We start from the raw sequence: 24629 nt of genomic DNA, 5'->3' as shown, positions 1-24629 counted from the left end.
CAGCTTATATAAGCTAAGCTTTTGAAATTATTCTTATTTCAATATAAAATAAAGATACATTTGTCAAAGATTTGGAGGGTGATATAATTGGATATCCATGTATTAACAAAAGATGAAGCGGAAATTTACTTAGAACTTCGTGTAGAAGGTTTAAAGCAAAACCCTGAAGCTTTCAGCTCTTCTTATGAAGATATTATTAATAAAGAGTGTGCGATTGAATATAAAGCACAAAAATTAGCACAAGATGAAAACTATACGCTAGGCGCATTCAAAGATGGAAAATTAATCGGGGTTGCAACACTGGAAACGAAACCATATGTAAAACAAGAACATAAAGCTAAAATCGGTTCTGTATATGTATCTCCAAAAGCACGCGGACTTGGAGCAGGGAAAGCACTTATTAAAGAATGTCTTGAGCTTGCTAAATCTTTAGAGGTGGAACAAGTTATGCTTGATGTTGTTGTTGGCAACGATGGAGCAAAAAAACTTTATGAATCATTAGGATTTAAAACATTCGGTGTACAAGAACGTTCATTAAAATATAACGGACAATATTGGGACGAAGAGCATATGGTCTTATTCTTAGACGAAAATAAATAATAAAAAACATCCTCTCATGTATGAGGATGTTTTTTTACTTTTTTCTAAACCACGCTGTATTTAATAGTTGAATCGCTTTCGCAATTTCTTCTTCTGATAAGATCGCAAACCCAAGTAAAACGACATTTTCAGGTGCAGTACCGTCTTTATAGTACGTAGAAACAGGATATATTTTAATACTATATTTTGCAGCTTCTTGAATGAGTTCTTCTTCTCGCATTCCATTATGTACTTTTAATAAAATGTGTAATCCCGAATCTTCTCCTATCACTTCAACATGATTAGAGAAATACTTCTCTATTTCAAAAACAAGTCGATCCCTCTTTTTCCGGTAGACGACACGCATTTTATGAATATGTTTTTCCCAATAACCTTCATGTAAAAACTTTCTAATCACTTCTTGATCCATTCTTGAAACACTTTGTGTATAAAATAAATATTCTTTTTGATACTTTTTAATTAAATTCTTCGGTAATACTATATAGCTCATCCGTAATGAGGGCAACAAAGCTTTTGATAACGTCCCCATATAAATAACTTTCCCATCTGTATCTAACCCTTGTAGTGCCGGAATTGGCTTTCCTGAATAACGAAATTCACTATCGTAATCATCTTCAATAATATACCTATCTTCTTCTTTCTTTGCCCATTGTAAAAGCTGCGTCCTTCTCGTAATAGGCATAATCATTCCATATGGAAACTGATGAGAAGGAGTTACAAATACAACATTTGCAGTGCTATTTTCTAAATCTGCCATACAAATTCCGTCCCTATCTAAAGACAACATTTGAACCTTCTTTTCTCCCTGTTCAAAAACGACCATTTTCCTATGGTACCCTGGATTTTCAACAGCGTAATTACTTCCCTTCAACAATTGAAAAAGTAACTTCACTAATATTTGTGTTCCCGCACCTAATACAATTTGACTAGCTGAACAACGTACACCTCTAGATTCATACAAATAGTTCGCAATTTCCTCTCGTAAGCTTAATTCTCCTTGAGGGTGTCCAAGAAAAAGTAAACCATTATTACGCGGCTGCCATACATCATTTATAAGCTTGCGGTACATAGTGAATGGAAAAGTTTTTGTATCAACCCCTGTTTGTGTGAAATCAAATGTATAGTTCTCCTCCCGAAACGATACTTCTTCTACTTTCGCTTCGCTTCCTTCTACATCCATCATTTGTTCAAATTTACATACAAAATAACCTTTTCTTGATATCGACTCAATGTAACCTTCTGCAAGTAATTGCTCGTAAGCCGCTTCTATTGTATTCTTACTCACTTGTAAATAGCTCGCCAACTTTCTCTTTGCAGGTAATTTTGTAAAAGCGGAAATCGTTCCATCCTTAATCTCTTTTTTTATATACTCATACAATTGCACGTACAATGCCTTTTTACTATTCATATTTAAATTAGGCGTTAATTCTAACATAATATCTGACCCCTTAATAAAACTAAAATCTGATACTTTTTACAGTACCAGAAGTTATATATAATTCCTTTTATCATGTCACACATAAAAAATCAAATACTCGAGAGGAGATGCATGATTATGAACAATAGTAGACGGATTGGACTCATTATGATTATTACAGGAGCTACCTTATGGGGATTATCTGGCCCGATGATTCAGTGGCTATTTCAACATACTAACGTATCATCAATTGATTTTTTAACAATTCGCTTGTTGCTTGCGGGATTATTTATTTTATCTTTTTTACTTATAAAGAAACAAAACATATTTCAAATTTGGAAACACTCTAGACATTCTATACAACTTATTATTTTCTCTATTCTCGGCATGCTCGGTGCGCAATATGCCTTTATCGAAACAGTTCATATTAGTAATGCGGTCACAGCGACATTATTTCAATTTCTAGGTCCTGTTTTTATTACCATTTATGTCGCATTTGGACAAAGAAAATTCCCTGCTTCTATGCAACTACTCGCAATTATTACTGCACTAACGGGAACGTACTTTATTATTACAAACGGTTCAATTGAAAATATTGTTTTATCGAAAGAAGCCATTATTTTTGGCCTATTAACAGCAATTGGATTTGCATTTTATACCCTCCATCCAGCTTCTCTTATTAAAGAATGCGGAACAACCATAGTAATTGGCTGGGGGATGCTAATCGGCGGCATCGCCCTGCTTATTTTTAATCGCTCGTTTGGATGGAGTCAACTTTCACAAACCTTTACACCAAAAACTTTTTCTACGCTTATCCTTATCATTATAAGTGGCACTCTTTCTTTCCTTCTTTATATCGGTAGTCTGAAATATTTAGCAGCAACAGAAACGAGCATTTTATCTAGCATTGAACCACTTGTAGCAGCTATCGTTTCAATCGCTTGGCTAAATGAATCATTTGGAGCGTATCAATTACTAGGCGGCGTATGTATCGTTCTTTCTGTTATTTTCTTAACGATGCCTCAAAAAGAACGAGAACCAACCTTTTCAACTGAACAAATATAAAAAATGTCAAAAGAGGTCGTACAAAACTTACGACCTCTTTTTATACTTTAAAGGAATTGTCCCTCTTTCTGGCAAATACAATTACACTAACATTAAAAATTAGGAGTGTGACACCATGAAAAAAATTGGAACTATGCTACTTTTCTCCTTTCTCATCACTGGATGCTCGCAATTGCAGCCTGATTCAGAAGCACCTAAAAAAGAAGCTATCGCCACGTCATCCACCCAAGTTAATGCACCTTCCTTCTTTCATCTTAGCGTTTTAAAAGATGTAAATTGGGAAGAAACACCCTCCTTCATACAAGAAAAAACACCTTTAAAAGGTATCGAAGAAAAAATCGCAATGGCTGATAGCCCTATTATTGCAAATGAAAAAAATGAAATGATGTGGTACTTTTTAGATCCTGAAATGCCAACTGGAAAACTATCTATTATTGCACTAAAACAAGGATCAGTAACCCCAACACCCGTACTCTTTCAACAAGAAACTTCTAAACCAACTTGGACTACTTCAAATACAATTGATTCTACTACAACCGAACTCCCACTCACTATGTCACTACCTTCATCTGGATTATGGGTATTAAATATATACGTGAATGAAAAATATTATGATCAGTTTGTAATCAATGCCACAGAAAATAAATAAAAGGAAGGAGGCTGTTTCAGCCTCCTTCCTTTTATTTACCCATCTTATATGTAACTAATCGCCTGACTCCCCATTTGCACCCATGCCTTTTCAAAACTTTCTCTCGGTACTTTTACATCTAAACTATCACTTAGAGGATCTCGAATATATACAAATTCCTTATCATATCCAATAAGTACTACACAATGTTCATTATACGTAATAGAAACATCTCCACTATTTGTTTCCCATGTAGTAAATTCATCTTTATCTAATGGCGCAAATGTTGCATTCGTAATCATGACTACCGGTTGTCCTGATTTTACACTCTTATAAAGCTCTTCTATACTCTTCCCTGTTAAGTCCACAGCTTTGTTAGGTAAATACTTTTTCGCTAATTGAAAAAGTGGTCCATGATATACACCATATCCTGATTCAGAAAAGGTATAAATATTTCCTACAAATCCTTCATTCGGATTCCCACGTACACCATCGTTCATAAAATCAACTTTCTTTATTTCGTTTGCTAATTTCATCTTATCCACTGTAATACCTGCGTATTGTAACATCATCGCTAAGCTCGTCACTTCACAGCCTCTATCTAACTCTGGTAACTGCTGAATGAAAGGTACATTTGATAAAATGACCTTTTCATCACGATTAAACTCTACTTGTTTTCCACTTTTCATATTGAAGAATGTTAATTTCTCCACATACTTTGTAATTCCATTTGTATAGATCCCCCATACTGCTATAACGAGTAAAGCCATACCTATATACCACTTAAACTTCCGTATCACTTTCACGCCCTTTTTAGTTCGTTAAATAAGAATAAAACGCGTCCGCATCCGTTCGAATCACTGGTACAAAATTTAGTTCTTTTCCTTTTTCAGGCTGATCCTTTTTTATTTTTTCTGCTAATTCTTGAACGTTCCTATTCGTTTTATCCATATTAAGCTCATCTGCCATTTGTAACACTTTTTGTTCATTAATTTCGCTTAATACTTGATATATATCTTTCCCATACAAATCGATATGATATTCTTTTGCTTCTTCCTGTACTTTTTGTTCGTATACTTCTTGCGCTAACACTTCTATCTCTTTTCCTTTTGGTGAAATACCTAACTTGCCTGCTTCCTCTCTTACTTTCGTTCCATAGATTTCTTCTGCAATGTCCTCTATTTCTTTTCCATTTGTCGAAATACCTAATTTATCCGCTTCATCGTTAATTTTAATCGTATTAATTTGAGTAATCAAATTTACAATTGATGTATTTTCTATTGATATGCCTAGCTTTAACGCTTCTTGCTTCACTTTTGTTTCATAGATTTCTTCTGAAAGAGTTCCAACATCTTTTCCTTCAATCGAAATTCCTAACTGTTCTGCTTCTCTTCCTACTTCCGTCTCATGGATTTCTTTTTCTAGCGTAATTTGTTCTTTCCCTGCCGTTTCAATCCCTAAATTCTCCGCCTTTTCTTCTGTATGCACAGCATGTATCTTTCCATTGTTTAATTGTTCTTTGCTGCGCTGTGTGTAATCTGTCTTTCCTTTTGATGTTTCAGAAGGAGAGGCACCCCCTAATATACTTAAACTCATTACTCCAATAGTGAATACCATCATCATTTTCTTTTTCAAAATTAATTCCTCCCTCTTACACTTTCTTTTCCATCATTCCCTATTCATAATCGAAATAACATTATGATCGATATAATCTACTCAAATACCTTTTTATAATCGCTTCTTTTTATAGGGCGAACTTTTCTGTATATAATACATGTTAAAAATAGTTTCTTAACTTTCCCTTAAAAAAAGACGACCTTGTAAAAACAAGATCGTCTTCTCACTTATATTCTTTGGTGTTTAGGGAAAATCACTTCAAAACAAGTGCCCTCTTCCCATTTGCTCTCTACTGATATTTTTCCGTAATGTTTTTCTACAATCCAATTTGCGATTGAAAGACCTAATCCAGCTCCTTCTGACGTACTTCTTGCTTTATCCCCTTGATAAAAACGATCAAATAATTTCGGAATATCTTCTTCTTTCACTCCTATCCCGTCATCTTTCACCTGTATACGAATTGAACTACTCGTTTGCGTGCAATTGATTTGAATCTGCCCGCCTTCGTTCGTATACTTCATCGCATTATCTAACAGTATGACCATCATTTGATGAATCCGCTCTCTATCACCCATAAAAGATACGCCACGTTCTACTTTTAGTATCATTTCTTTTTCTTGATAAGAAGCAATCTCCTTATATGGAGCTACTATTTCCTCTAACAATTTATCGAGTTCAAATGTTTTCTTATCCATCTCAATTTGATTAGAATCAGAACGTGCTAGCAATAATAAATTACTAACGAGTTTTGATAACCGCCTACATTCTTTTGAAATTGTAGAAATATCCATCGCTTTTTCTTCTATCGTAGCGGATGGTGACTGGAATAAAACATCTGTTTTTGATTGAATAACTGCAAGCGGTGTCCTTAGTTCATGTGACGCATCAGAAACGAATTGCTGCTGTTTTTCCCATGAATTTTGAATGGGTACGAGTGCCCTGCCAGCTAAGAAAAAGCCGATACCGATTGCACATAAACTTCCTACGCTACAACCTATCACAAGAATTAAAAATAAAGTATGTAACATTTCTTTTTCAGCTGTTATATCCCTTGCAATTTGAACTATTTTTGCATCTTTTTGAAATGAAAATATTCTAAAATATTGTCCTTGTACTTCTACATCTTGCAAAGTTCCTAATTTCTTTGGAGAAAACTTTTCCAAATTGTCTTCAAAAATAAAACGACGTTTGCCGTTTTCAATATCTATCTCCACCGTGTTTCCAAGCCAAGTTAACTCCATTATCCTTGGATCCCCAATTGGAGGATATCCTCTAATTTTTTTAGGTAGTTTTTTATCATCTGCATTCTTTCTATGTTGAACGGCTTTTTCTATCGATTCATTTACTCCACTATAAATACGCTTATATGTGTAAGAATAAATGATACTACCTAATACGCCTATCAAAATGATAAATACTAATGAATTCAATATAGTCAATCGAATACGCGTCTTCTGAAACATACTTCCCTTTTTCATTGTTCTTTTAATATATATCCAATACCTCGAACAGTTTGAATATCTTTCTGATAACCGAATGGCTCTAATTTTTTACGTAAATGATGTACATACACTTCTACAATTGCCACTGTCGTATCTGAATCAAATCCCCAAACACGATCAAAAATTTGTTCCCTCATTAAAATCTTTCCGCTATTTTGAATAAGATACTCTAGAAGCTCATATTGTTTTAATGTTAGCTTCATACTTTGTCCATCTACTTGAACATCTTTATCTTTTCCGAACAGTTCAATCCCTTTATATCGAATAGTCTGCTTTGTTGTTAAACTACCACTTCTGCGTAGTAAAGCACGAATTCTCGCTTTTAATTCAGGGGCCTGAAATGGCTTAACGATATAGTCATCTCCACCAAAGTCCAATCCCTTCACCCGATCTTCTAAAGAATCTCTCGCTGTTAAAAACAGGACTGGTGTTTCAATCTTTTCATCACGTATTCTTTGAATTACTTCAAAACCATCCATCTCTGGCATCATCACATCAAGCAAAATTGCATCATATATATTTTGTAACGCTAGAAATAACCCCTCTTCTCCATTCAATGCTGTATCTACTTCAAATTCATCACGCAAAATTTGTACGATAGACTCTAATAACGAAGCATTATCTTCTACTACGAGTAAGCGCATATTCTCACCTTCCACCATATCGTTCGATTCTATTTATAATCACATTCCTGCTTTTCCTAACAAAAGAATATCATTATATTCTGTAACTTCATTTTTAATTCGTTCTTTCTACACTTTTTCTTGATACAGAATTTTAAAGATTAATTATAAAGACTCTTTCTTAAATTTAGCTTAATAAAAAATTGAAAGAAATAAGATTTCCCTTATCTCTTTCAATTTTTTACTACATATACCTTTTTACTTGGCAATTCCAAACAATTTAGCTGACCACCATACACAGCCCCGCCATCAATTCCAATAATTCGATTACTACCAAAATACACGCCACAATTCTCACTACCGTGAAGCATTTTTGTTTCCGTATGGCCAAATACAACAACCTTTTCGCCACTATATCCATTATGAAACTCATTACGGATCCACATTAACGTATATGGTTCACATTCAGAAACTCGTTTCATAGGCTCAACACCAGCATGTACAAATATGTACTCTTCTGTTTCAATGTAATGATCTAATTCTTGAATAAACTTTACATGATCTTCTAAAACATGCGATTGTAAAATTGGTTTTTGGAAGTCTTCCTCATTAACTACAATATCTTCTTCTACAAATCCATAGCTATATAATGTCTTATCTCCACCATTCCTTTTTACCCAATGGTTCCATGAACGTTCCTCATCAGTCGTTAACGCCTTAATCATCATATCTTCATGATTTCCCTTTAGAACGAGGGCTCCATCTTCTTTTAACTCTTTTACCCTTTCAATTACTGCACGTGCATTTGGACCACGATCTACATAATCCCCTAATAAAATTAGTTGATCCTTTTTTGCATCGTATTGAGCTTCTTCTAATAACTGTTCGAACTTTTTTATTTCGCCATGAATATCACTAATAACAAGAATTCTTTTCATATTATCACCCCTCTTTCTAATTATAATTCAAAACGACAGAAACTTCAGAATTGTATTTTAAAACCGTATTTATTACAGATACAACGATTATCCTTACAACAATGTAAGTCTCTTGTCATTCAATTCGATAGTTGCGATTGCTATATTTCCTTATACTAAAAGTAAGAAATGAAACAAAAAACAAGGAGAGATGAGATATGAAAAAAGTGATGGAAGTTATGGTAGCAGTGGCAGAGGTTTTCGTAAATGGCAAACAAGTTGCAATGGAGTTAAACAAATAATGAAAAGGACAAGATTCATTCTAGACCCTTTACTCATATAAAAGAGATAAGACTTCTTCATTTTTTTGATCCCTTATCTCCTAAAGAAAGCCGTATCCTTTTTCGGATACGGCTTTCTCTTATTTTTGACTCGTACGAGCTGAAATGCTAATTGCTCTATCTGTCGCTTTGGCAGCTTCATCTAACGCTTCTTTACTATTCTTCCCGTCATACATTGCTTCTAATGCTTTTACAACTGCATCTCGTGATTCTGGGAATACACTAATTAAAGCACCTTGTGTTGCTGGAGATTGTTTCGTCGCTTGCAATTGATCTACGGTTACTTTCAACTGTGGATATTTTTCATATTGCTCTTTTACTAATGGTTCATTATATGCATCCGGATTAATAGAGAAATAACCTGTTGCAGTATGCCATTTTGCTTGTACGTCTGGCTTCGTTAAATATTTCATAAAGTCCCAAGCACCTTGTTGTGTTTCTTCTGAAACCATATTCGTCATCCATAATGATGCTCCTCCAATAACAACACCATTTTGTTTCGAATCCTCTGGATATGGAATATATGAAACGCCTACATTAAACTTAGATGCATCAATTAAGTCGCGAACACCAGCTGAAGAATCTAAATACATAGCAACTTGTCCAGACTGGAACGCGGCACGAATATCATCCCAACTTGCTCCATACTTTCCTAGTGCACCAGCTTTATTTAACTCATCTAGCATCCCAAATACTTTCTGTCCTTCTTTACCGTTAAATACAGCTTTCTTTGCAGCATCTTTACGACCATTTTCATTATCTACATATAAAGCGCCTTGTGTCGCTAACAATTCCTCAAAGAACCAACCATAATTCAGCATTGAAAATCCATATTGTTTTACATTTCCGCCTTCTTTAATCGTTAACTTTTTCGCTGCTTCTTGCAATTCCGCATATGTTTTTGGAGCTTTCTCTGGATCTAAGCCCGCCTTTGCAAAAGCATCTTTATTATAAATTAATACTGGTGTAGATGAATTAAATGGCATAGAATACATTTTTCCATCAACTGAATAATAATTTGTAATTGCTTTTTCCAGCTTTGAAGTATCGTACTTATCTTTTTTTATCCAACTATCAATTGGCGTAATCTTTTTACTATCAATCATATATTTTGTTGTAATTTCACTCGACTGAACAAGAGCTGGCGCTTCTTTCGTAGCAGACATCGTTTTAAATTTCGTTAAAGACTCTTCATATGTCCCTTGGAACTCTGCCTTTATCTCATATTTATTTTGTGACTTATTATAGTCTGCAACAAGCCCATCTAGTACACCTTGTGTTTTTCCACCCATCGCATGCCAAAAACGAATTACCGTTTTATCACCATTTTTTTCAACTGGTGCTACTTTTGCCTGTGCTTCAGGTTTTCCCTCTGTTTTACTATTTGAACAAGCAGCACTAGATAATGCCATTGTTGCTACCATTAATAGAGCAGCACCTTTTTTAACTAGACTCATTTTAATCTCACCTTCTCTTAGTTATTTAATTGCACCTTTTGTTAATCCTTGTTGTAATTGCTTTTGTCCTAAAAATAATAGAATCAATGTTGGTATAACGATAACCGTAACGCCAGCCATTACGCTTCCCCAATCAGTTGCAACTTCTTGAGATTGAAGCTGCTTCACACCAATTTGAACTGTTCTTACCTTTTCATCAGTGGTCACTAAAAGTGGCCATAAGTACATATTCCATGTTGTTAAAAAACTATATACGCCAAGCGTAATAAAACTCGTTTTACAATACGGAATTACAACGCTGAACAAAAATCTTACATTTCCAATCCCTTCAATAAAAGCAGCTTCTTTCAGTTCATTCGGAAGTGTCATAAAATGTTGGCGTAACAAGAAAATACCGAAAGCTGTTGCAAAAAACGGCACTGTCATCCCAGCGAAACTATTGATCCAGCCAAAGTTTTGAATCGTTAAAAAGTTAGGTACCATCGTCGCTTCCCACGGAATAAGCATCGTTGAAATAAACAGGAAAAAAATAAGATTTCTTCCCTTAAACTGAAGAAAGACAAAAGCATACGCCGCTAAGCTTGACACGATAAGTTGTCCAATCATAACAACTGTCGATACAACTAAGCTGTTATATAAATATGTAAAAAGTGGTACTTTTTGAAAAATATTAATGAAATTATCAAAAGTAAATTGAGTTGGAAATATCCTTCTCATTTGAATATCGTCTGGTGTCATAAAGCTTATTAAAAACGCATACAGCACAGGAAAAAATACCATTACTGCACTAATTATGAGCAGCATGTATAGCAGGAAATTTTGTTTCCACTGTTTAACGATCATTTATAATGCACCTTTCTCTCAGCAAACTTAAATTGAAGTAATGTAGCAATGAAAATGAAAACAAATAGTACCATCGCTTGTGCACTTGCTGTCCCAAATTGATGATTCACAAATGCCTCTTTATAAATCGAATATACAATTAAATTTGTTGCATCATTTGGTCCACCGTGCGTTAAAATATCAATCTGTCCAAAGCTTTGGAACGCACTAATTAACGTTACTGTCACGATAAAGAATAAAGTTGGTGATAGCATCGGTAATGTAACACGACGAAGCTTATATAAATAGCTAGCACCATCTATAGATGCACTCTCATATAAAGACGTATCAATATTTTGTAAACCACCTAATATAACTAAAAATGCAAATCCTGTATTCACCCAAACCGTTGTAACTGATACAGAGAATAGTGCCCAGTCCGGACTCGTTAACCATGCAATTGCAGGAAAATTCATAGAAGCTAATATATTATTGAATAACCCGACACTTGGATGAAATAAAAATAACCAAATCACCGCACTAGCAGCTACTGATATTCCCATTGTCGAAGAAAACAGAACTCGAAATAACCCAATACCTCTTACCTTTCCGTTTGCAATCAATGCAAGAAATAAAGCGAGTATAATACTCGTAGGCACTGTATATACAACAAATAATAAAGTTGACTTTATGCTTTTGTAGAAAGCAGGATCAGAAAATAAGTATTGATAATTTTCTAAGCCAACGAAAAGATTAGCTTCTCCGTGTATATCTGTTAAATAAAAGCTATAGTAAATCGTCCTAAATAATGGATAAAAAAGAAAAATCGAGAACAATAAAATAGATGGCGCTAAAAATAATAATCCTATTCTTAAATCTTTCGTTCTACTCCATAAATTCTTCTTTTTTGCCACCTTTGCTTGGGCTGGTAACTTGCCTACTTCAATCATTATTTCGCCACCACTTTCAACTCTTCTTCAGCTACCACTTTTAATCGTTCATTCGTATTTTGATGAAAGAAGCATAACTTATCTTGTGAGAATAATAATTTTACTTTGTCACCTTTGTTCAGGATTAGCTGTCCAATGACTTTTGCACTCCAAGTTGTTCCATTTATTGCGAAGTTTAATATAGATTCGTTGCCTAATACTTCTACAGATTGTAGCGTAACTTCTTGTCCTTCCTCAGACAGGGCAATATGCTCAGGACGCATGCCTATGCGAATTATTCCTTCCGGTAATTGCTTTAACTGTCCAATAGATAACGGAATTTGCAATTGCCCTATATGTAATACACCTTTTTCTTTGTTTACTTCTCCATCATTTATATTCATCGAAGGAGACCCTATAAAACTTGCAACAAATTCATTTGCTGGTTCGTTATAGATGTCAAGCGGTGTTCCAACTTGCTGTATGCTTCCTTTATTTAAAACCATGATGCGATCTCCCATAGTCATCGCCTCTATTTGATCATGAGTAACGTAAATCATTGTAATTCCTAAACGCTGCTGAATTTCTCTAATTTCAATTCTCATTTGCGCACGTAATTTCGCGTCTAAATTCGAAAGTGGTTCATCCATTAAACAAATCGGTGCTTGGCTCACAATCGCTCTAGCAAGCGCAACACGCTGTCTTTGTCCACCTGATAATTGACCTGGTTTCATTTTCACATACTCTTTCAGCCCTACCATTTCAATAGCTTCCATTAATCTCTTTTGCCGCTCTTCTTTTTGTACTTTCCTTACCTTAAGTCCAAATAAAATATTTTCTTCTACAGATAAGTGTGGGTATAGTGCATAATTTTGAAATACCATTGATAGATTACGATCTTTCGGCTCTAAATCATTTGCAACACGTTCATTAATAATTAAATCCCCCGAAGAAATTTCTTCTAGGCCAGCGATCATTCGTAATAATGTGCTTTTCCCACATCCTGAAGGCCCAACTAAAACAAAAAACTCACCCTTTTTAATGTGAACCGATACCCCCTTAACCGCTGTCTCTTCTGCATTTTTATATACCTTTGAAACATTTTTCAATTCAATCACAAAGTTGCACTCCTTTTTTCTTCTTGTATCCATACTTCATAATGACTCGTTGAAATTGCACTTGCGCCTGCACGAATAGCAATTTCCGCATCTTCTCGTGTTTGAATCAGTCCGCCTGCAATGATAGGAAATTCTATTTCCTCTGCTAACTGCTTAATAATGGAAGGCATAATACCAGGCATAATCTCTACTGCATTCGGTTTAGTCGTTTTACAATTTTCAATTGATTTTGTAAGAGATAAAGTATCGACAATAAAAATACGTTGGATCGTTTTTAATCCAATTTTATTGGCATTTCGAATTGTCGATCCTTTTGTTGAAATAATACCTTGTGCTCCGATAACGTCTTGAATATACAAAAGTGCTTCCTCTGTATTCGTATTTAAACCTTGTATAAAATCACAATGAAGAAAGACATCATGTCCATGTTTCTGTAATTCATATACACGCTCTGGTAACTCCAGCATTGAACCCGTCATAAGAAAAACTGTTTTCGTTAATTTTTTGTATGTGTTGTATCCTTTCCAATCCTTTATCATCGCAATATAAGGTTCTTTAAACATTCATTCCACCTAGCTTTTCTGTTTTTATCCAAACTAAAAACACCTACTTACATAGAACACCTTTCTCCTTATTTGAACTCTAGGGAATAGAGCACACCTAAGAAAGTGGCACGTTATATGTAAGCGGGTGTTCTCAAATGTTCTCTACCCTAGTTATTTTGTTACCTTTACTATAGTATGCATTTATTAAGTCAGTTTTGATAGATTGTTAATTAGCTGTTAATCGAATGTTAATATTCACCATATTTTCTTAACATTAATCTAGATATACGAATAACCCCAAACAGCAAACAACTATCTTTAAAATTCAAGTAATATGCAAATTCATTCCATAGTTAATCAATTTTAGTTTTCTCGCAACTTCTTGTGAGGCATAATTATCCCAAGAAGTACTATAAAGTGAAATGCGGTTTTCTTCTTGTATTGATATCGCCCAGGCTGTAACAAAATCAGTACCATACCCATTCTCCGCTAAAGTTTCCACACTCGCCTCAGCAGCTACAGGTGTACTCCTAGCACTGCAACATATAGAAACTACCTTTTCATTTTTTACAATTGCAAAGTAAGGTTGCCTCCAATCCATCTGTTCTATTAGATTAGGAAAATTTTCTCGCAAAAGCTCTTTATTCTTCTCTGTTATCTGTATTGTTCTAGTTGGCTTATGTAAATTATTAGAGAACATGAAAGCAGGGCCCATCCAAATATTTTTTACTGTTCTTTCTTCATTTAATACATGGATAATCTTTGCTATCTCTATATGATTTGAAGGTTCTCGAATTAATTTCTCAATCTTACCTACCGTTTCATCATCCAGATCACAATGATATCTCGTTATACTCCCTTCACGAGTTCTGCCAAGAAAACAGCGTGGTGCTTTCGGATTTCCTTGTTCATTTACATATTTCATTTTTTCCTACTTGATTATGAACAAATAAAACCTCTACCTGAATTGCTATTAAATCAAGTTCTGAGAGCCTCATTTATATTCTCCTTAGTTACTCCATATACCATTCATAATCTATTTTTCATGCCCAAAACAAAAATCCCATTTACATACACATTACTGAATCCATCATACTCAATGACTTCTTCATTCTGTCTATCTAAATGGGATTATTTCATACTTGTTATTCTACCGGTTGCGGTTGTGGCTGTACTACTTCATTCGCTCCAGCTACCCTCAACATATTTGCAATATCTTTAAAACCTCTTTTTTCAGCATATTGCAGTGGCGTAATATTTTCCTTATTGGCCATATTTACATCTGCCCCGTGGTCAATAAGCATTTGAATTACTTTCTTGTGATTTTCACTACCATTTCCTAATACAATTGCTTCTACTAAAGCTGTTCCACCACGAGCATTTTTATAATTGACATCAATATCTGTATGCTCTAACAATTCTTTTACGACCTCTACATGGCCACGCTCAGATGCAGAAATAAGTGCTGTTCCACCTGACTTAGTCGTTTCTTTCGTATTAACTCCTGCATTAATTAATACTTTTACAATATCCGTATATCCTTCTCTACTCGCATAAAGAAGTGGATTACTTTGTTTCTCATCTTTAATTTCAATATTAGCACCTGCACCAATTAATGCTTTCACTGTCTCTACATGATTTTGGTACGTTGCTGCAAGGACAGGTGTTTCTCCGTTGTCACCTTCTACATTTATATTCGCTCCATCTTGAATCAACTTCATAGCTGTTTCTGTGTCTCCAAGAGTGGCAGAAAGTAGCAACTGTTTGTCCATTAAATTTATACTTTTTTCTTCTTTAGATTCTTCCTGTTCTTTATGCTTCTCTTGTTTCTTTTCGTTTTTCACATGAACCGGTTTCGATTCTGGCTCTTCTTGCTTATCGCAAGCCACTACCGTCATTAAAAGTCCTAATAACATACATAATAAAATTTTTTGTTTTCTCACAACTACAGCTCCTATGAAAGATAATGTTTTCTTAACCATTCCTCCATCACATACAATAACTCTTCTTGAGTACATTTATCCATAAGCACTTTATATTCCTTCTTTAATTGGATTATCTTAAACTTATATGATGTTTCTCAACCTATTGGAATGATACGCCTGATGGCCTCATCATTAGCATTATGAAGCAATTAGTTTAGCACGTTTTCACCGCATTTGTATACATTTCTAAAAAGTACATACATGGTTGCTTTAGGTCACTACATTCCATTGTAACCGTTCTTCTAAAAATTTTACACCTTTTCTATATTTGCACCTGAATAATACTAGAAAAAGACAACTATGCAGTTGTCTTTTTCTAGTATTAATGATGCCCACCGTGATTTCCCTTTTTCGTGTTCCCCATCATTTCTTTATTCATTTCCCATTTATGCTCTGCTAGCTCTTTATACGAGAGAACTTTCCCCTTATAGTTAGATACAAAGCTCTTTGCATCTTTTTTGTTTTTAAATGAAATGACATTATAAGCCATTGGTGTTGTAATTGTTTTATCATATACATAAGTAGCGTCTTCTAACGAAACCCAATCTTTCGAATCATAATCTCGAACAAATTTTTCTTTCGTCTTTTCACCTGGATTAATCTCCATCCATTTATACATACAACCGATATCATCAAACTTTAATGCTTTTCCATTTTCTAAAATGATTTCTGTTGCAAATTGATTATCCATTACCCCAATTTGGCAAATATCACACTTATCATGCTTCTCATCAATTGCCACAGCCTCTGCTTGTTTCTTACCACATCCTACAATTGTAAAGACAAAGAATAAGCATATAGCAAGCATCACATACTTTGTTCTCATTGTATTTCCTCCCTAACCGTATCTTCTACAAGGAGCATATCAAAAACTTGTGTGCGATTTGTGAAAAAATGATGTGTCTTTTGTAATATATGGAACAAAAAAGATGTGTAGTCCTCTCTACACACCTCTCATCATTCACAACCTGTAATTACTAAATCATCTTCTATTTTAATTAATAATGTATCTGTATGAATTTGCTGCCCAACAACTACATTTACTAATCTTATATTTCCACTGATGCCGACTGCAACCTTTTCAAGTTCACCGTTATTTTTTCGGATCATCATTAATTTTTCCCACTCATATACGTAAGAAGATTCATTAACAAAAATCTCTTCTACTTTTCCTTCATAAGAACTACAAATCTCTTCCATTCTTGTTTTCATATAAAATCTACTCCCTATTTCACACTTCAATATTGTCATCTTATTCTACCATTCTTATGGAGAGCAGCTTACTTTTTAAAAATTCAAATTAACTCCCGTGAACAAAATGACCAAAATAAAAATTATGCTTCTAATGATGTTATTTTTCAAATTATTTACCATTCAAATAGATGCTTTTATGATAAACAAAAAACCTTTTTCTGAATTTTTATTTTATTTTGAAAGCGCAATCATTTTTGAGGGGGAGATTACATGTTAGCACTACTTGGATTTGCAATGGTATTTGTCTTTATGTTTTTAATTATGACAAAACGTATGTCAGCACTAGTAGCATTAATATTAATTCCAATTACGTTCGCATTAATTGGAGGATTTTATGCAAACATGGGACCTATGATGTTAGAGGGCATTCAAAAACTAGCACCTACTGGTATTATGCTTATGTTTGCTATTTTATATTTTGGAATTATGATTGATAGCGGTTTATTTGATCCTGTCATTAGTAGGATTTTGAAATTTGTAAAAGGAGATCCTTTAAAAATTGTTGTTGGTACAGCGATTCTTACAATTATCGTTTCATTAGATGGGGATGGAACGACAACGTATATGATTACTGTTTCCGCAATGTACCCACTATATAAACGCCTTGGAATGAATCCACTTATATTAGCTGGGGTTGTTATGTTAGGTGCAGGCGTGACAAATCTTACACCGTGGGGTGGACCGACAGCTCGTGTTATGAGTGCACTTGGACTAGACGCATCAGAGCTCTTTACACCACTTATACCAGGAATGATTGCTGGTGCACTTTGGGTAGTTTTCGTTGCTTACTATCTTGGAAAAAAAGAAAGAAAACGTTTAGGAATTATGGATATACAATATTTAAAACAAATGCAAACAACAGATGAGCAAGCTGCAACAGTAGAAGCTGCTGTTCATAAGCGCCCTAAACTTCTATGGATTAACTTTTTATTAACTGCTACCTTACTTGTCTGTCTTATACTAGAAGTTATGCCATTACCTGTTTTATTTACAATCGCTTTCGCTATTGCTGTTATGATTAACTATCCGAACTTAGAGCAACAGAAAGAGCGTATTGCTTCTCACGCAGGAAACGTATTAGCAGTTGTTTCTCTCGTATTTGCCGCTGGGATTTTCACTGGAATTTTATCAGGAACAAAAATGGTAGATGCAATGGCTAAAAGTGTAGTAACTCTTATACCAGATGCTCTTGGCCCACAATTACCAATTATTACAGCACTTCTTAGTATGCCATTCACATTCTTCATGTCCAATGATGCATTTTACTTCGGTGTACTACCTATTTTAACGAAAGCTGCTGCTACCTATGGAATTAGTGCAGCTGAAATGGGACGCGCTTCCTTACTCGGGCAACCTGTTCACTTATTAAGCCCTCTTGTTGCATCCACTTATTTATTAGTTGGGATGGCAAAGGTTGATTTTGGTGAACATCAACGTTTTACTTTATTGTGGGCAGTTGGAACGACAATGGTCATGTTGATTACTGGAATTTTAATTGGGGTTATTCCAATATAAAATAAAAAAACAGTAGCGGACATATATCCTCTACTGTTTTTTATTATGAAGGAATAAGAAAATATCTTCTTTCTGGTCTCCCAACACTCCCATATATAAGCTCCGCATGAACTTTCTTTCCTGATATTAAATATTCTAAATAACGCCTCGCTGTCGATCTGCTTACTCCGACCATTGAGCTTAGCACTTCCGCAGTAATACCTTCTTCATTCACTGTTAACATATGCTTTTTTATTTTTGCTAAAGTTAAGGGGTCTATACCTTTCGGGGCATATTCTATTTCATTTCCCTTTACGCCTCTTTGAGACCATAGATGTTCTATTTGTTCGATAGATAATTGGTTATTTTTCTTTAACTGCACAAGCTTTTTTTGGTAATTTTCCAAACTTGCTTTAAATCGATCAAACATAAGTGGCTTTACGATATAATCTGTTACTCCACCTCGCAGGGCGTGCCTCACTACATCTGTTTCCGATGCAGCTGTAATCATAATAATATCTGTATCATGTAAATTATGTCTAATATATGTGACAAGTTCCGTTCCTTGCATATCAGGTAAGTACACGTCTAATAAAACGAGCTGTGGCTTCACAAGATCTAGCCATTCTTTCGCTTGTTCCCCAGTCGTCGCTGTTCCAATTACTTTAAATCCCTCAATCTTTTCAGTAAAACGACGATGAATGTCTGCAATTCGAATATCATCTTCTACAATCAATACTTCAATCTCCTCACCCATTACAATTCGCCTCTCTCTTTTGGTAATGCAATAATAAACAATGCACCACCTAAATCCCCTTTTTCGATTGCGATACTTCCATTTAAATCTTCTACTAACTCTTTCACCTTTGCTAATCCATATCCTCGCTTCTCGCCTTCTTTCGTCGAGAAGCCTTTATAGAATATGCTAGTAATGACCTCATCATGAATCCCTTGTCCTGAGTCTTCCACTTCAATGACTATTTCTTCTCCGATATCAGTTACAAACATTCTTACTTTCTTATCATGTTCTTCATTTCTTTCAATCGCTTCAAATGCATTCGTAATTAAATTTCCTAAAATAGAAACGACATAATTACTCTCAATATGCGGGCTTAATTTGTCTAAGCTACTCTCTCTATCTAGCATAAAATCAATCTTCAACTCTCTTGCTCTATTATAGAATCCAATTAAAATCCCACCTAACCATGGATTTTGAATTCGTTTCATAATAAATTGAACAAAATCTTGATATACCGCTGTTTCCTTATGAATAAGCTCCAAAGCATCTTCATATAATTCTAGCTGGATAAGACCTGAAAGCGTATACAACAAATTGTTATATTCATGCGTTTGCGCTCGTAATGCCTCTGTATATTGCTTCGTCTGAGATAATTCTGCTGTTAACTGATCCATTTCAGATTTCAAACGTAAGCTCGATACAACGCCAGTTACTTTATTCTTTACTTTAATGGGTAGACGGTTCGCAATAACAGCCTGCCCTTTTATATTTAATTGGCGGTCAAACTGTTCTTCACCAGTTTGAAGTACATCTAATATCGTTGAATTAGGAATTATATCTAAAATAAATTCTCCAATAATATTTCGTTGTTCATCTAGCGAAAGAATATCATAGGCTGCTTGATTAACTAAACTAATTATGCCATGTTGATCAATGACAATAATCCCCTCACGTACAGATTGAATCACTGTACTATGCTCTTCATATAAAGATGAAATTTCTTCTGGCTCCATCCCAAACATCATTCTTTTTATACTGCCAGCTAAATATATAGAGCCGATTACTCCAATTAATAAGCCTATTATTGTAATCCAAAACACACGCTTTCCATACACTTCTACCGCTCCATGAATATCATCCATTGAAAATCCAACAGATACCACACCAATGATTTCATTTTCCTGATTATGGATTGGAACTTTTCCACGTAATGAAGGGCCTAATGATCCAGTTGCTTTCGAAACGTAAGATTTCCCTTCTAATAAAACTCCTTTGTTATCTCCGCCAACCATTGCTTCTCCTATTTTATCTTTCCTAGGATGTGCATAACGAATCCCTTCTTTATTTCCAACTACAATAAAATCAGCATCTGTATCAATTCGAATTTTTTCCGCAATCGGTTGAATAATAGAAGCTGGATTTTCTGTTTGAAAAGCTTCCTTGATTTCTGGTATAGCAGCAACTGTTTTCGCAACATGCAAAGCTCTTTTGCCAATTTGCTCTTCTACCGTTTCAGATAATATGTAATAAAATAAATAACTCGTTAGCATAAGTACAACAAGAATAAGTGTACTAATAGTTAATGTGATTCTCGGTTGGAGTTTTAATTTTTTAAATTTCAAAACCATTCCCCTAACATGATTAAAGATAGAATTTAAAGAATATACAGTCTCTTTAATTATACTTAATCATAACACGGTTACTCTATATTTCTTTCTTTTTCTCTTCATAAAAAAGAAACGAAGTAAAATTATTACCTCGTTTCTTAACAATCATTATTACACTTTAAACTTACCAATCATCTCCTGTAATTCTTCTGCCATTTGTGATAAATGAACTGCTGCTGCATTGATTTCATCTACTGAAGCTAATTGTTCTTCTGAAGAACCAGCAATATTTTGAACGCTTGCTGCATTTTCTTCAATCGTAGCTGCAATTTCATTAATTGATGCACTAACTTGTTTTGCATCTACTGTCATTTGCTTCGCTACTTCTACCATGTTATCAATTTGTACAACTGTATCATCCGTAGATTTCAGTATTTCAGCAAAGCTTTGCTTCGTTTCATTTGCAACTACAAGCCCTGATTGTACTTCTGTCCCAACTTGCTTCATAGAACTTACCGTTTCCTTGATATCAAATTGGATCTCTTTCACTAGTTTTCCAATTTCCGTAGAAGACTGTCCTGATTGCTCAGCTAATTTTCGTACTTCATCTGCTACAATTGCAAATCCTCTTCCTTGCTCTCCAGCTCTTGCAGCCTCAATTGCCGCATTTAACGCTAATAAATTGGTCTGCTCTGCAATATGTTGAATCACCTCAAGAATTGCTCCAATTTGTTTTGATTTATCATCTAACAAAACAATAACTTTATCTGATTGTGAAACAGACTCATGGATTAATTGCATTTGATTCACAGTTTGTTCAACTAACTTTCCACCATCTTCAGCCTTTTTCTTCGTATACATAGATGCTGTAGATACTAATGAAGAACTATCTGCAACACGCTGAATTCCTTCTGTAACTTCTTCTAATAATGTTGCGCCTTCTTCAACCTCTTTCGTTTGTATTTCAGCCCCACTCGACACTTGCTCTATTGCTTGTGTAATTTGTTCCGTCGCTTCACTTGTCTGCTTCATACTAGCTGTTAATTCTTCTGAAGATGCCGCCACGTGACTTGCTGAAGTATTTATATTGGAAATGACCTGATGTAATGATGCCGCCATCTCGTTAAAACTTTCTCCTAACTGTCCAATTTCATCTTTAGAATGAACTGTAATTGTTTCTGTTAAATCGCCTTCACTAATCTTTTTCGATGATATAACAAGTTGTTTTAACGGACTAATGATAGAAGCAATTATGAAGTAAATTAAAATCCCACCAATTATTAATGAAATACCAATAACAGTTAGCGTTTTATAGAAAATAGGATTAGCTGCTTCAATAATTTCTTTTGAAGGCATAATTCCTGCTATTTTCCATCCAGTCTGCTTATTTGTTATAAAGGTAATATTGCGATCATCACCATCGAGTTTGAATTTAAAATCACCTGTTTCCTGTTTGTACAATTCCTTCTCCAGTTTTTCTTCTATTTTGTCACCCGGTTTCATCGTCGGATGTGCTATTACATGTTTAGATTGGTCGAAGATTGCTACATATCCTTTTTTGCCGATATTGACCATTTTTGAAGTATTTACAATATCATTAATAATTAAATCAATACCGAGAACACCGCTCTTATCCTCATTTTGTTTTGCTATTGTAATAACAATATTCCCTGTTGTACTTGACTTATATGGGGCTGTGATAACCACTTCTCCGCTTTTTTTCGCTGCTTCTTTATACCAATCTCTTTCGGTAGGATTATACCCATCTGGCATTTGAATAGACGGTGATTGAATAAATTGTCCCGTACTAGACCCCGTATAAATTGCTTCTATTTCTGGATGTAATTTATTATATTCTTCTAATTTATTTTGCACATTTTGAAGCTGATCAGTTCCGTAACTTACTCCACTAAATAACTTTGTAAAATATACTGCGTCTACCTTTTTACTGTCTATCTCTTTATTAATAACATTATTTAAAATCTTTACGTTATCTTCCGCTGATTGTAAAATTGTTTCATTAAAATTTGTCTTTGCTTGCTGATAGGACGTCCAACCAATTACAATACTTGGAAGAATCAAAACAATAACAAATGACACAAGTAACTTTGCTTTTAAACTACTTCTTCTTAATTTCCCTTGAAACATATCTCTACCCCTCCATACCGTTTTAAATGTAATTGTTTTACATTTAATTTCTTTATATAAATTATACGATTAAAACGTATCAACTCTTTATCTCTTTTTCTATTAAAGAATTAATACATACCTTTTTCATTCTATATAAATTAAATAATTAAAACAATATATTAAAATGTAAATTATTCGAACAATTCACAGAAGAACCTCTAGTATCTTACTTACTAGAGGTTCCACCCACTATACTATTCTTTATCTTTTTCTACTTCTTTTTTCTCATCTTCTACTACTGATACAACAGGTTTATCGTTTGATAATTGTTGTACTGCTCCTTTTCCAGCAAATCCTTCTAATAACTCTTTTAAATCAATGCCAGAAGAAGCTTTTAATGTTTCTTGCATCGTTGCCATTAAATCAGTCGCATAACCTGCAACTTTTCCGGCGCCGCTATTTTTACCACCGCCGCCTGTATCGACAACTGTAATTTTATCAATGTTACTAAGTGGGCTTGCAACTTCCTTCGCATAACTTGGAAGCATTTTAAGTACCATATCCATAATTGCCGCTTGGCCATATAACTCAAATGCCTCTGCAATTTTTTGTTTCGCTTCTGCTTCTGCTAAACCTTTTAACCTAATAACATCTGCTTCCGCCGTACCTTGTGCTTTTTGTACTTCCGCTTTCGCTTGACCTTGCGCTTTTTCGATTTCCGCCTTCGCTAAACCTTCCACACGTACTTCTTCCGCACGAGCTCTCGCTTCAGCTTCAATCTTATATTGATCCGCATCTGCCTTTTTCATTTGTTTTACTTTTTCTGCTTCCGCTGATTGCTCAACAGCATAACGATCTGCATCTGCTTTTTTCTTTACTTCTGCATCGTATTGCTTTTCACGACGCGCAATCTCTTTTTCTTCTAATTCAATTTGTTTCTCACGCTCAATGATTTTAACGCGCATTTGCTCTTCTGTAACACCTTGTTGTGCTTTCGCTTGTTGTAATTCGTAAGAAAGATCTGCATCTGCACGAGCTTGTTCTTGCTCTCTCTTATAAGATTGTACTTTTAATTCTTTATGTTTTTCAGCTTCAGCGATTTGGGCATCACGTTGGTATTCAGCCTCTTTCGCTTCTTTCTCAGCACGAGCTTTTTCAATACGCGCTTCCTTTTCACGCTCTGCATTTGCAATTGTTGCATCACGCTTAACCGTCGCAATTTGCGGCTGACCAAGTGCATCTAAATAACCGTTCTTATCCATAATTTCTTTAATTGTAAAGGAAACGATACGAAGACCCATTTTCTTTAAATCTGTAGAAGCTACTTCATGCACCTTTTGAGCAAATTGCTCTCTATTACTATACGCATCTTCTACTGTCATAGAAGATAAAATCGCACGTAAATGACCTTCTAAAACTTCTTTCGCTTCTACTTTTAACTCTTCTGTTTCTTTTCCTAAATATTGCTCAGCTGCTGTCGATACTTCTTCAATTGTAGAACCTACTTTAATAATAGAAACACCATTTACTGTAACTGGAACACCTTGCTTCGTATACGTATCGCGTGTACCCACTTCTAACTTGTAATTTAGTAAGCTTAAAGGTTCTGCTCTTTGCATGATTGGCACTACGAATGTACCGCCACCGCGAATAATCTTAATCTTCTTTCCATCATCAGTGGTCACTACATTTTTCCCACCACCAAGCCAGTTCCCTGTAACAATTAACGCTTCATCTGGTCCAACTGTTCGATACTTCGTAATGAATACTAAAATGAGTAGAATTAAAATTGCGAGTAAAACTCCACCAATAATTAATGGAATCGTCATGTGAATTCCC

General features: G+C 34.7%; 22 protein-coding genes and 2 pseudogenes. 4 read left to right on the top strand and 20 right to left on the bottom strand.

Features of this window, described 5'->3' with window-relative positions; all coding sequences use genetic code 11:
* Positions 1–87: 87 nt before the first annotated feature.
* On the top strand, positions 88–600 hold the full coding sequence (locus NST14_RS03335; RefSeq protein WP_000351212.1) for a GNAT family N-acetyltransferase: 513 nt from the start codon (positions 88–90) through the stop codon (positions 598–600).
* Between the two features lie 34 nt (positions 601–634).
* Here the strand turns inward: NST14_RS03335 and pdxR are convergent, their stop codons facing one another.
* Positions 635–2035: a MocR-like pyridoxine biosynthesis transcription factor PdxR gene (gene pdxR / locus NST14_RS03330; protein WP_000891904.1), complete on the bottom strand. Its 1401-nt coding sequence runs from the start codon at positions 2033–2035 to the stop codon at positions 635–637.
* A 120-nt stretch (positions 2036–2155) separates the two neighbouring features.
* Here pdxR and NST14_RS03325 point away from each other — a divergent pair, with 120 nt between their 5' ends.
* A complete protein-coding gene (locus NST14_RS03325; protein ID WP_001066057.1) occupies positions 2156–3082 on the top strand; it encodes a DMT family transporter in 927 nt (308 codons plus the stop codon).
* Positions 3083–3197: 115 nt separating this feature from the next.
* Positions 3198–3731 carry a DUF4871 domain-containing protein gene (locus NST14_RS03320; RefSeq protein ID WP_000719664.1) on the top strand — a complete coding sequence of 178 codons (534 nt, stop codon included), beginning with the start codon at positions 3198–3200 and terminating at the stop codon, positions 3729–3731.
* A 44-nt stretch (positions 3732–3775) separates the two neighbouring features.
* Here NST14_RS03320 and NST14_RS03315 read toward each other — a convergent pair whose 3' ends face one another.
* From NST14_RS03315 to NST14_RS03250, 14 genes and pseudogenes are all read right to left on the bottom strand, one after another.
* The gene (locus tag NST14_RS03315; RefSeq protein ID WP_002163756.1) at positions 3776–4510 is read right to left on the bottom strand and encodes a C39 family peptidase; all 735 of its coding nucleotides are present in this window, start codon (positions 4508–4510) and stop codon (positions 3776–3778) included.
* Between the two features lie 13 nt (positions 4511–4523).
* Entirely contained in the window at positions 4524–5345 is an 822-nt protein-coding gene (locus NST14_RS03310) for a hypothetical protein (RefSeq protein ID WP_000728570.1), read from the bottom strand.
* A 209-nt stretch (positions 5346–5554) separates the two neighbouring features.
* Positions 5555–6805 (bottom strand): sensor histidine kinase, encoded by a 1251-nt coding sequence (locus tag NST14_RS03305; RefSeq protein WP_098487502.1) that lies wholly within the window; start codon positions 6803–6805, stop codon positions 5555–5557.
* On the bottom strand, positions 6802–7473 hold the full coding sequence (locus NST14_RS03300; RefSeq protein WP_048558074.1) for a response regulator transcription factor: 672 nt from the start codon (positions 7471–7473) through the stop codon (positions 6802–6804). Before NST14_RS03300 ends, NST14_RS03305 begins: the two co-directional genes overlap by 4 nt.
* 212 nt (positions 7474–7685) lie before the next feature.
* Positions 7686–8390 carry a metallophosphoesterase family protein gene (locus NST14_RS03295; protein WP_048558075.1) on the bottom strand — a complete coding sequence of 235 codons (705 nt, stop codon included), beginning with the start codon at positions 8388–8390 and terminating at the stop codon, positions 7686–7688.
* 400 nt (positions 8391–8790) lie between these two features.
* Positions 8791–10167, bottom strand: coding sequence for an ABC transporter substrate-binding protein (locus NST14_RS03290; RefSeq protein WP_000060596.1), 1377 nt, complete (start codon positions 10165–10167; stop codon positions 8791–8793).
* A 21-nt stretch (positions 10168–10188) separates the two neighbouring features.
* Positions 10189–11010 carry a carbohydrate ABC transporter permease gene (locus NST14_RS03285; RefSeq protein WP_000635931.1) on the bottom strand — a complete coding sequence of 274 codons (822 nt, stop codon included), beginning with the start codon at positions 11008–11010 and terminating at the stop codon, positions 10189–10191.
* Positions 11007–11939: a carbohydrate ABC transporter permease gene (locus NST14_RS03280; RefSeq protein WP_073536205.1), complete on the bottom strand. Its 933-nt coding sequence runs from the start codon at positions 11937–11939 to the stop codon at positions 11007–11009. Before NST14_RS03280 ends, NST14_RS03285 begins: the two co-directional genes overlap by 4 nt.
* Positions 11939–13036, bottom strand: coding sequence for an ABC transporter ATP-binding protein (locus NST14_RS03275; protein ID WP_000571386.1), 1098 nt, complete (start codon positions 13034–13036; stop codon positions 11939–11941). Before NST14_RS03275 ends, NST14_RS03280 begins: the two co-directional genes overlap by 1 nt.
* Positions 13033–13599 carry a glycerol-3-phosphate responsive antiterminator gene (locus NST14_RS03270; RefSeq protein ID WP_229143115.1) on the bottom strand — a complete coding sequence of 189 codons (567 nt, stop codon included), beginning with the start codon at positions 13597–13599 and terminating at the stop codon, positions 13033–13035. Before NST14_RS03270 ends, NST14_RS03275 begins: the two co-directional genes overlap by 4 nt.
* Before the next feature lie 307 nt (positions 13600–13906).
* Positions 13907–14579: pseudogene (locus NST14_RS03265) on the bottom strand (GNAT family N-acetyltransferase).
* 147 nt (positions 14580–14726) lie between these two features.
* Positions 14727–15599, bottom strand: coding sequence for an ankyrin repeat domain-containing protein (locus NST14_RS03260; protein ID WP_002163759.1), 873 nt, complete (start codon positions 15597–15599; stop codon positions 14727–14729).
* 289 nt (positions 15600–15888) lie between these two features.
* Positions 15889–16392, bottom strand: a complete 504-nt coding sequence (locus tag NST14_RS03255) for a nitrous oxide reductase accessory protein NosL (protein WP_001259405.1) — start codon at positions 16390–16392, stop codon at positions 15889–15891.
* 131 nt (positions 16393–16523) lie between these two features.
* Positions 16524–16778: a hypothetical protein gene (locus NST14_RS03250; protein ID WP_000857644.1), complete on the bottom strand. Its 255-nt coding sequence runs from the start codon at positions 16776–16778 to the stop codon at positions 16524–16526.
* Positions 16779–17030: 252 nt separating this feature from the next.
* Between NST14_RS03250 and NST14_RS03245 the strand changes: the two genes are divergently transcribed.
* Positions 17031–18335, top strand: coding sequence for a CitMHS family transporter (locus NST14_RS03245; RefSeq protein ID WP_000880454.1), 1305 nt, complete (start codon positions 17031–17033; stop codon positions 18333–18335).
* A 43-nt stretch (positions 18336–18378) separates the two neighbouring features.
* On the opposite strand, the gene NST14_RS03240 is transcribed toward NST14_RS03245, so the two are convergent.
* The 5 genes and pseudogenes from NST14_RS03240 to NST14_RS03225 all read right to left on the bottom strand — a co-directional run bounded on the left by NST14_RS03240 (position 18379) and on the right by NST14_RS03225 (position 24619).
* Positions 18379–19071 (bottom strand): response regulator, encoded by a 693-nt coding sequence (locus NST14_RS03240; RefSeq protein WP_000503450.1) that lies wholly within the window; start codon positions 19069–19071, stop codon positions 18379–18381.
* The gene (locus NST14_RS03235) at positions 19071–20681 is read right to left on the bottom strand and encodes an ATP-binding protein (protein ID WP_073536204.1); all 1611 of its coding nucleotides are present in this window, start codon (positions 20679–20681) and stop codon (positions 19071–19073) included. The genes NST14_RS03240 and NST14_RS03235 overlap by 1 nt, the downstream gene beginning before the upstream one ends.
* A 150-nt stretch (positions 20682–20831) precedes the next feature.
* Positions 20832–21692, bottom strand: a complete 861-nt coding sequence (locus NST14_RS31005; protein WP_370647195.1) for a methyl-accepting chemotaxis protein — start codon at positions 21690–21692, stop codon at positions 20832–20834.
* Positions 21693–21770: 78 nt separating this feature from the next.
* Positions 21771–22808 (bottom strand): annotated as a pseudogene (locus NST14_RS31000) (HAMP domain-containing protein); the annotation flags it as partial.
* A 236-nt stretch (positions 22809–23044) separates the two neighbouring features.
* Positions 23045–24619 (bottom strand): flotillin family protein, encoded by a 1575-nt coding sequence (locus NST14_RS03225; RefSeq protein WP_000155027.1) that lies wholly within the window; start codon positions 24617–24619, stop codon positions 23045–23047.
* Positions 24620–24629 lie beyond the last annotated feature (10 nt).

The organism is Bacillus sp. FSL W8-0519 (assembly GCF_038005585.1).
GTDB lineage: Bacteria > Bacillota > Bacilli > Bacillales > Bacillaceae_G > Bacillus_A > Bacillus_A paranthracis.
Note: the sequence above shows the minus strand (reverse complement) of the source record. Positions and strands in the feature narration are given on the sequence as shown.

Bases quoted from the DNA above. Each gene is read 5' to 3' on its own strand.
- NST14_RS03295 (WP_048558075.1), bottom strand. From the start codon at position 8,390: ATGAAAAGAATTCTTGTTATTAGTGATATTCATGGCGAAATAAAAAAG.
- NST14_RS03280 (WP_073536205.1), bottom strand. From the start codon at position 11,939: ATGATTGAAGTAGGCAAGTTACCAGCCCAAGCAAAGGTGGCAAAAAAG.
- NST14_RS03250 (WP_000857644.1), bottom strand. From the start codon at position 16,778: ATGAAAACAAGAATGGAAGAGATTTGTAGTTCTTATGAAGGAAAAGTA.
- NST14_RS03300 (WP_048558074.1), bottom strand. From the start codon at position 7,473: ATGCGCTTACTCGTAGTAGAAGATAATGCTTCGTTATTAGAGTCTATC.
- NST14_RS03305 (WP_098487502.1), bottom strand. From the start codon at position 6,805: ATGAAAAAGGGAAGTATGTTTCAGAAGACGCGTATTCGATTGACTATA.
- pdxR (WP_000891904.1), bottom strand. From the start codon at position 2,035: ATGTTAGAATTAACGCCTAATTTAAATATGAATAGTAAAAAGGCATTG.
- NST14_RS03320 (WP_000719664.1), top strand. From the start codon at position 3,198: ATGAAAAAAATTGGAACTATGCTACTTTTCTCCTTTCTCATCACTGGA.
- NST14_RS03270 (WP_229143115.1), bottom strand. From the start codon at position 13,599: ATGTTTAAAGAACCTTATATTGCGATGATAAAGGATTGGAAAGGATAC.
- NST14_RS03225 (WP_000155027.1), bottom strand. From the start codon at position 24,619: ATGACGATTCCATTAATTATTGGTGGAGTTTTACTCGCAATTTTAATT.
- NST14_RS03240 (WP_000503450.1), bottom strand. From the start codon at position 19,071: ATGGGTGAGGAGATTGAAGTATTGATTGTAGAAGATGATATTCGAATT.
- NST14_RS31005 (WP_370647195.1), bottom strand. From the start codon at position 21,692: ATGAAGCAGACAAGTGAAGCGACGGAACAAATTACACAAGCAATAGAG.
- NST14_RS03290 (WP_000060596.1), bottom strand. From the start codon at position 10,167: ATGAGTCTAGTTAAAAAAGGTGCTGCTCTATTAATGGTAGCAACAATG.
- NST14_RS03245 (WP_000880454.1), top strand. From the start codon at position 17,031: ATGTTAGCACTACTTGGATTTGCAATGGTATTTGTCTTTATGTTTTTA.
- NST14_RS03235 (WP_073536204.1), bottom strand. From the start codon at position 20,681: ATGGTTTTGAAATTTAAAAAATTAAAACTCCAACCGAGAATCACATTA.
- NST14_RS03285 (WP_000635931.1), bottom strand. From the start codon at position 11,010: ATGATCGTTAAACAGTGGAAACAAAATTTCCTGCTATACATGCTGCTC.
- NST14_RS03260 (WP_002163759.1), bottom strand. From the start codon at position 15,599: ATGTACTCAAGAAGAGTTATTGTATGTGATGGAGGAATGGTTAAGAAA.
- NST14_RS03325 (WP_001066057.1), top strand. From the start codon at position 2,156: ATGAACAATAGTAGACGGATTGGACTCATTATGATTATTACAGGAGCT.
- NST14_RS03255 (WP_001259405.1), bottom strand. From the start codon at position 16,392: ATGAGAACAAAGTATGTGATGCTTGCTATATGCTTATTCTTTGTCTTT.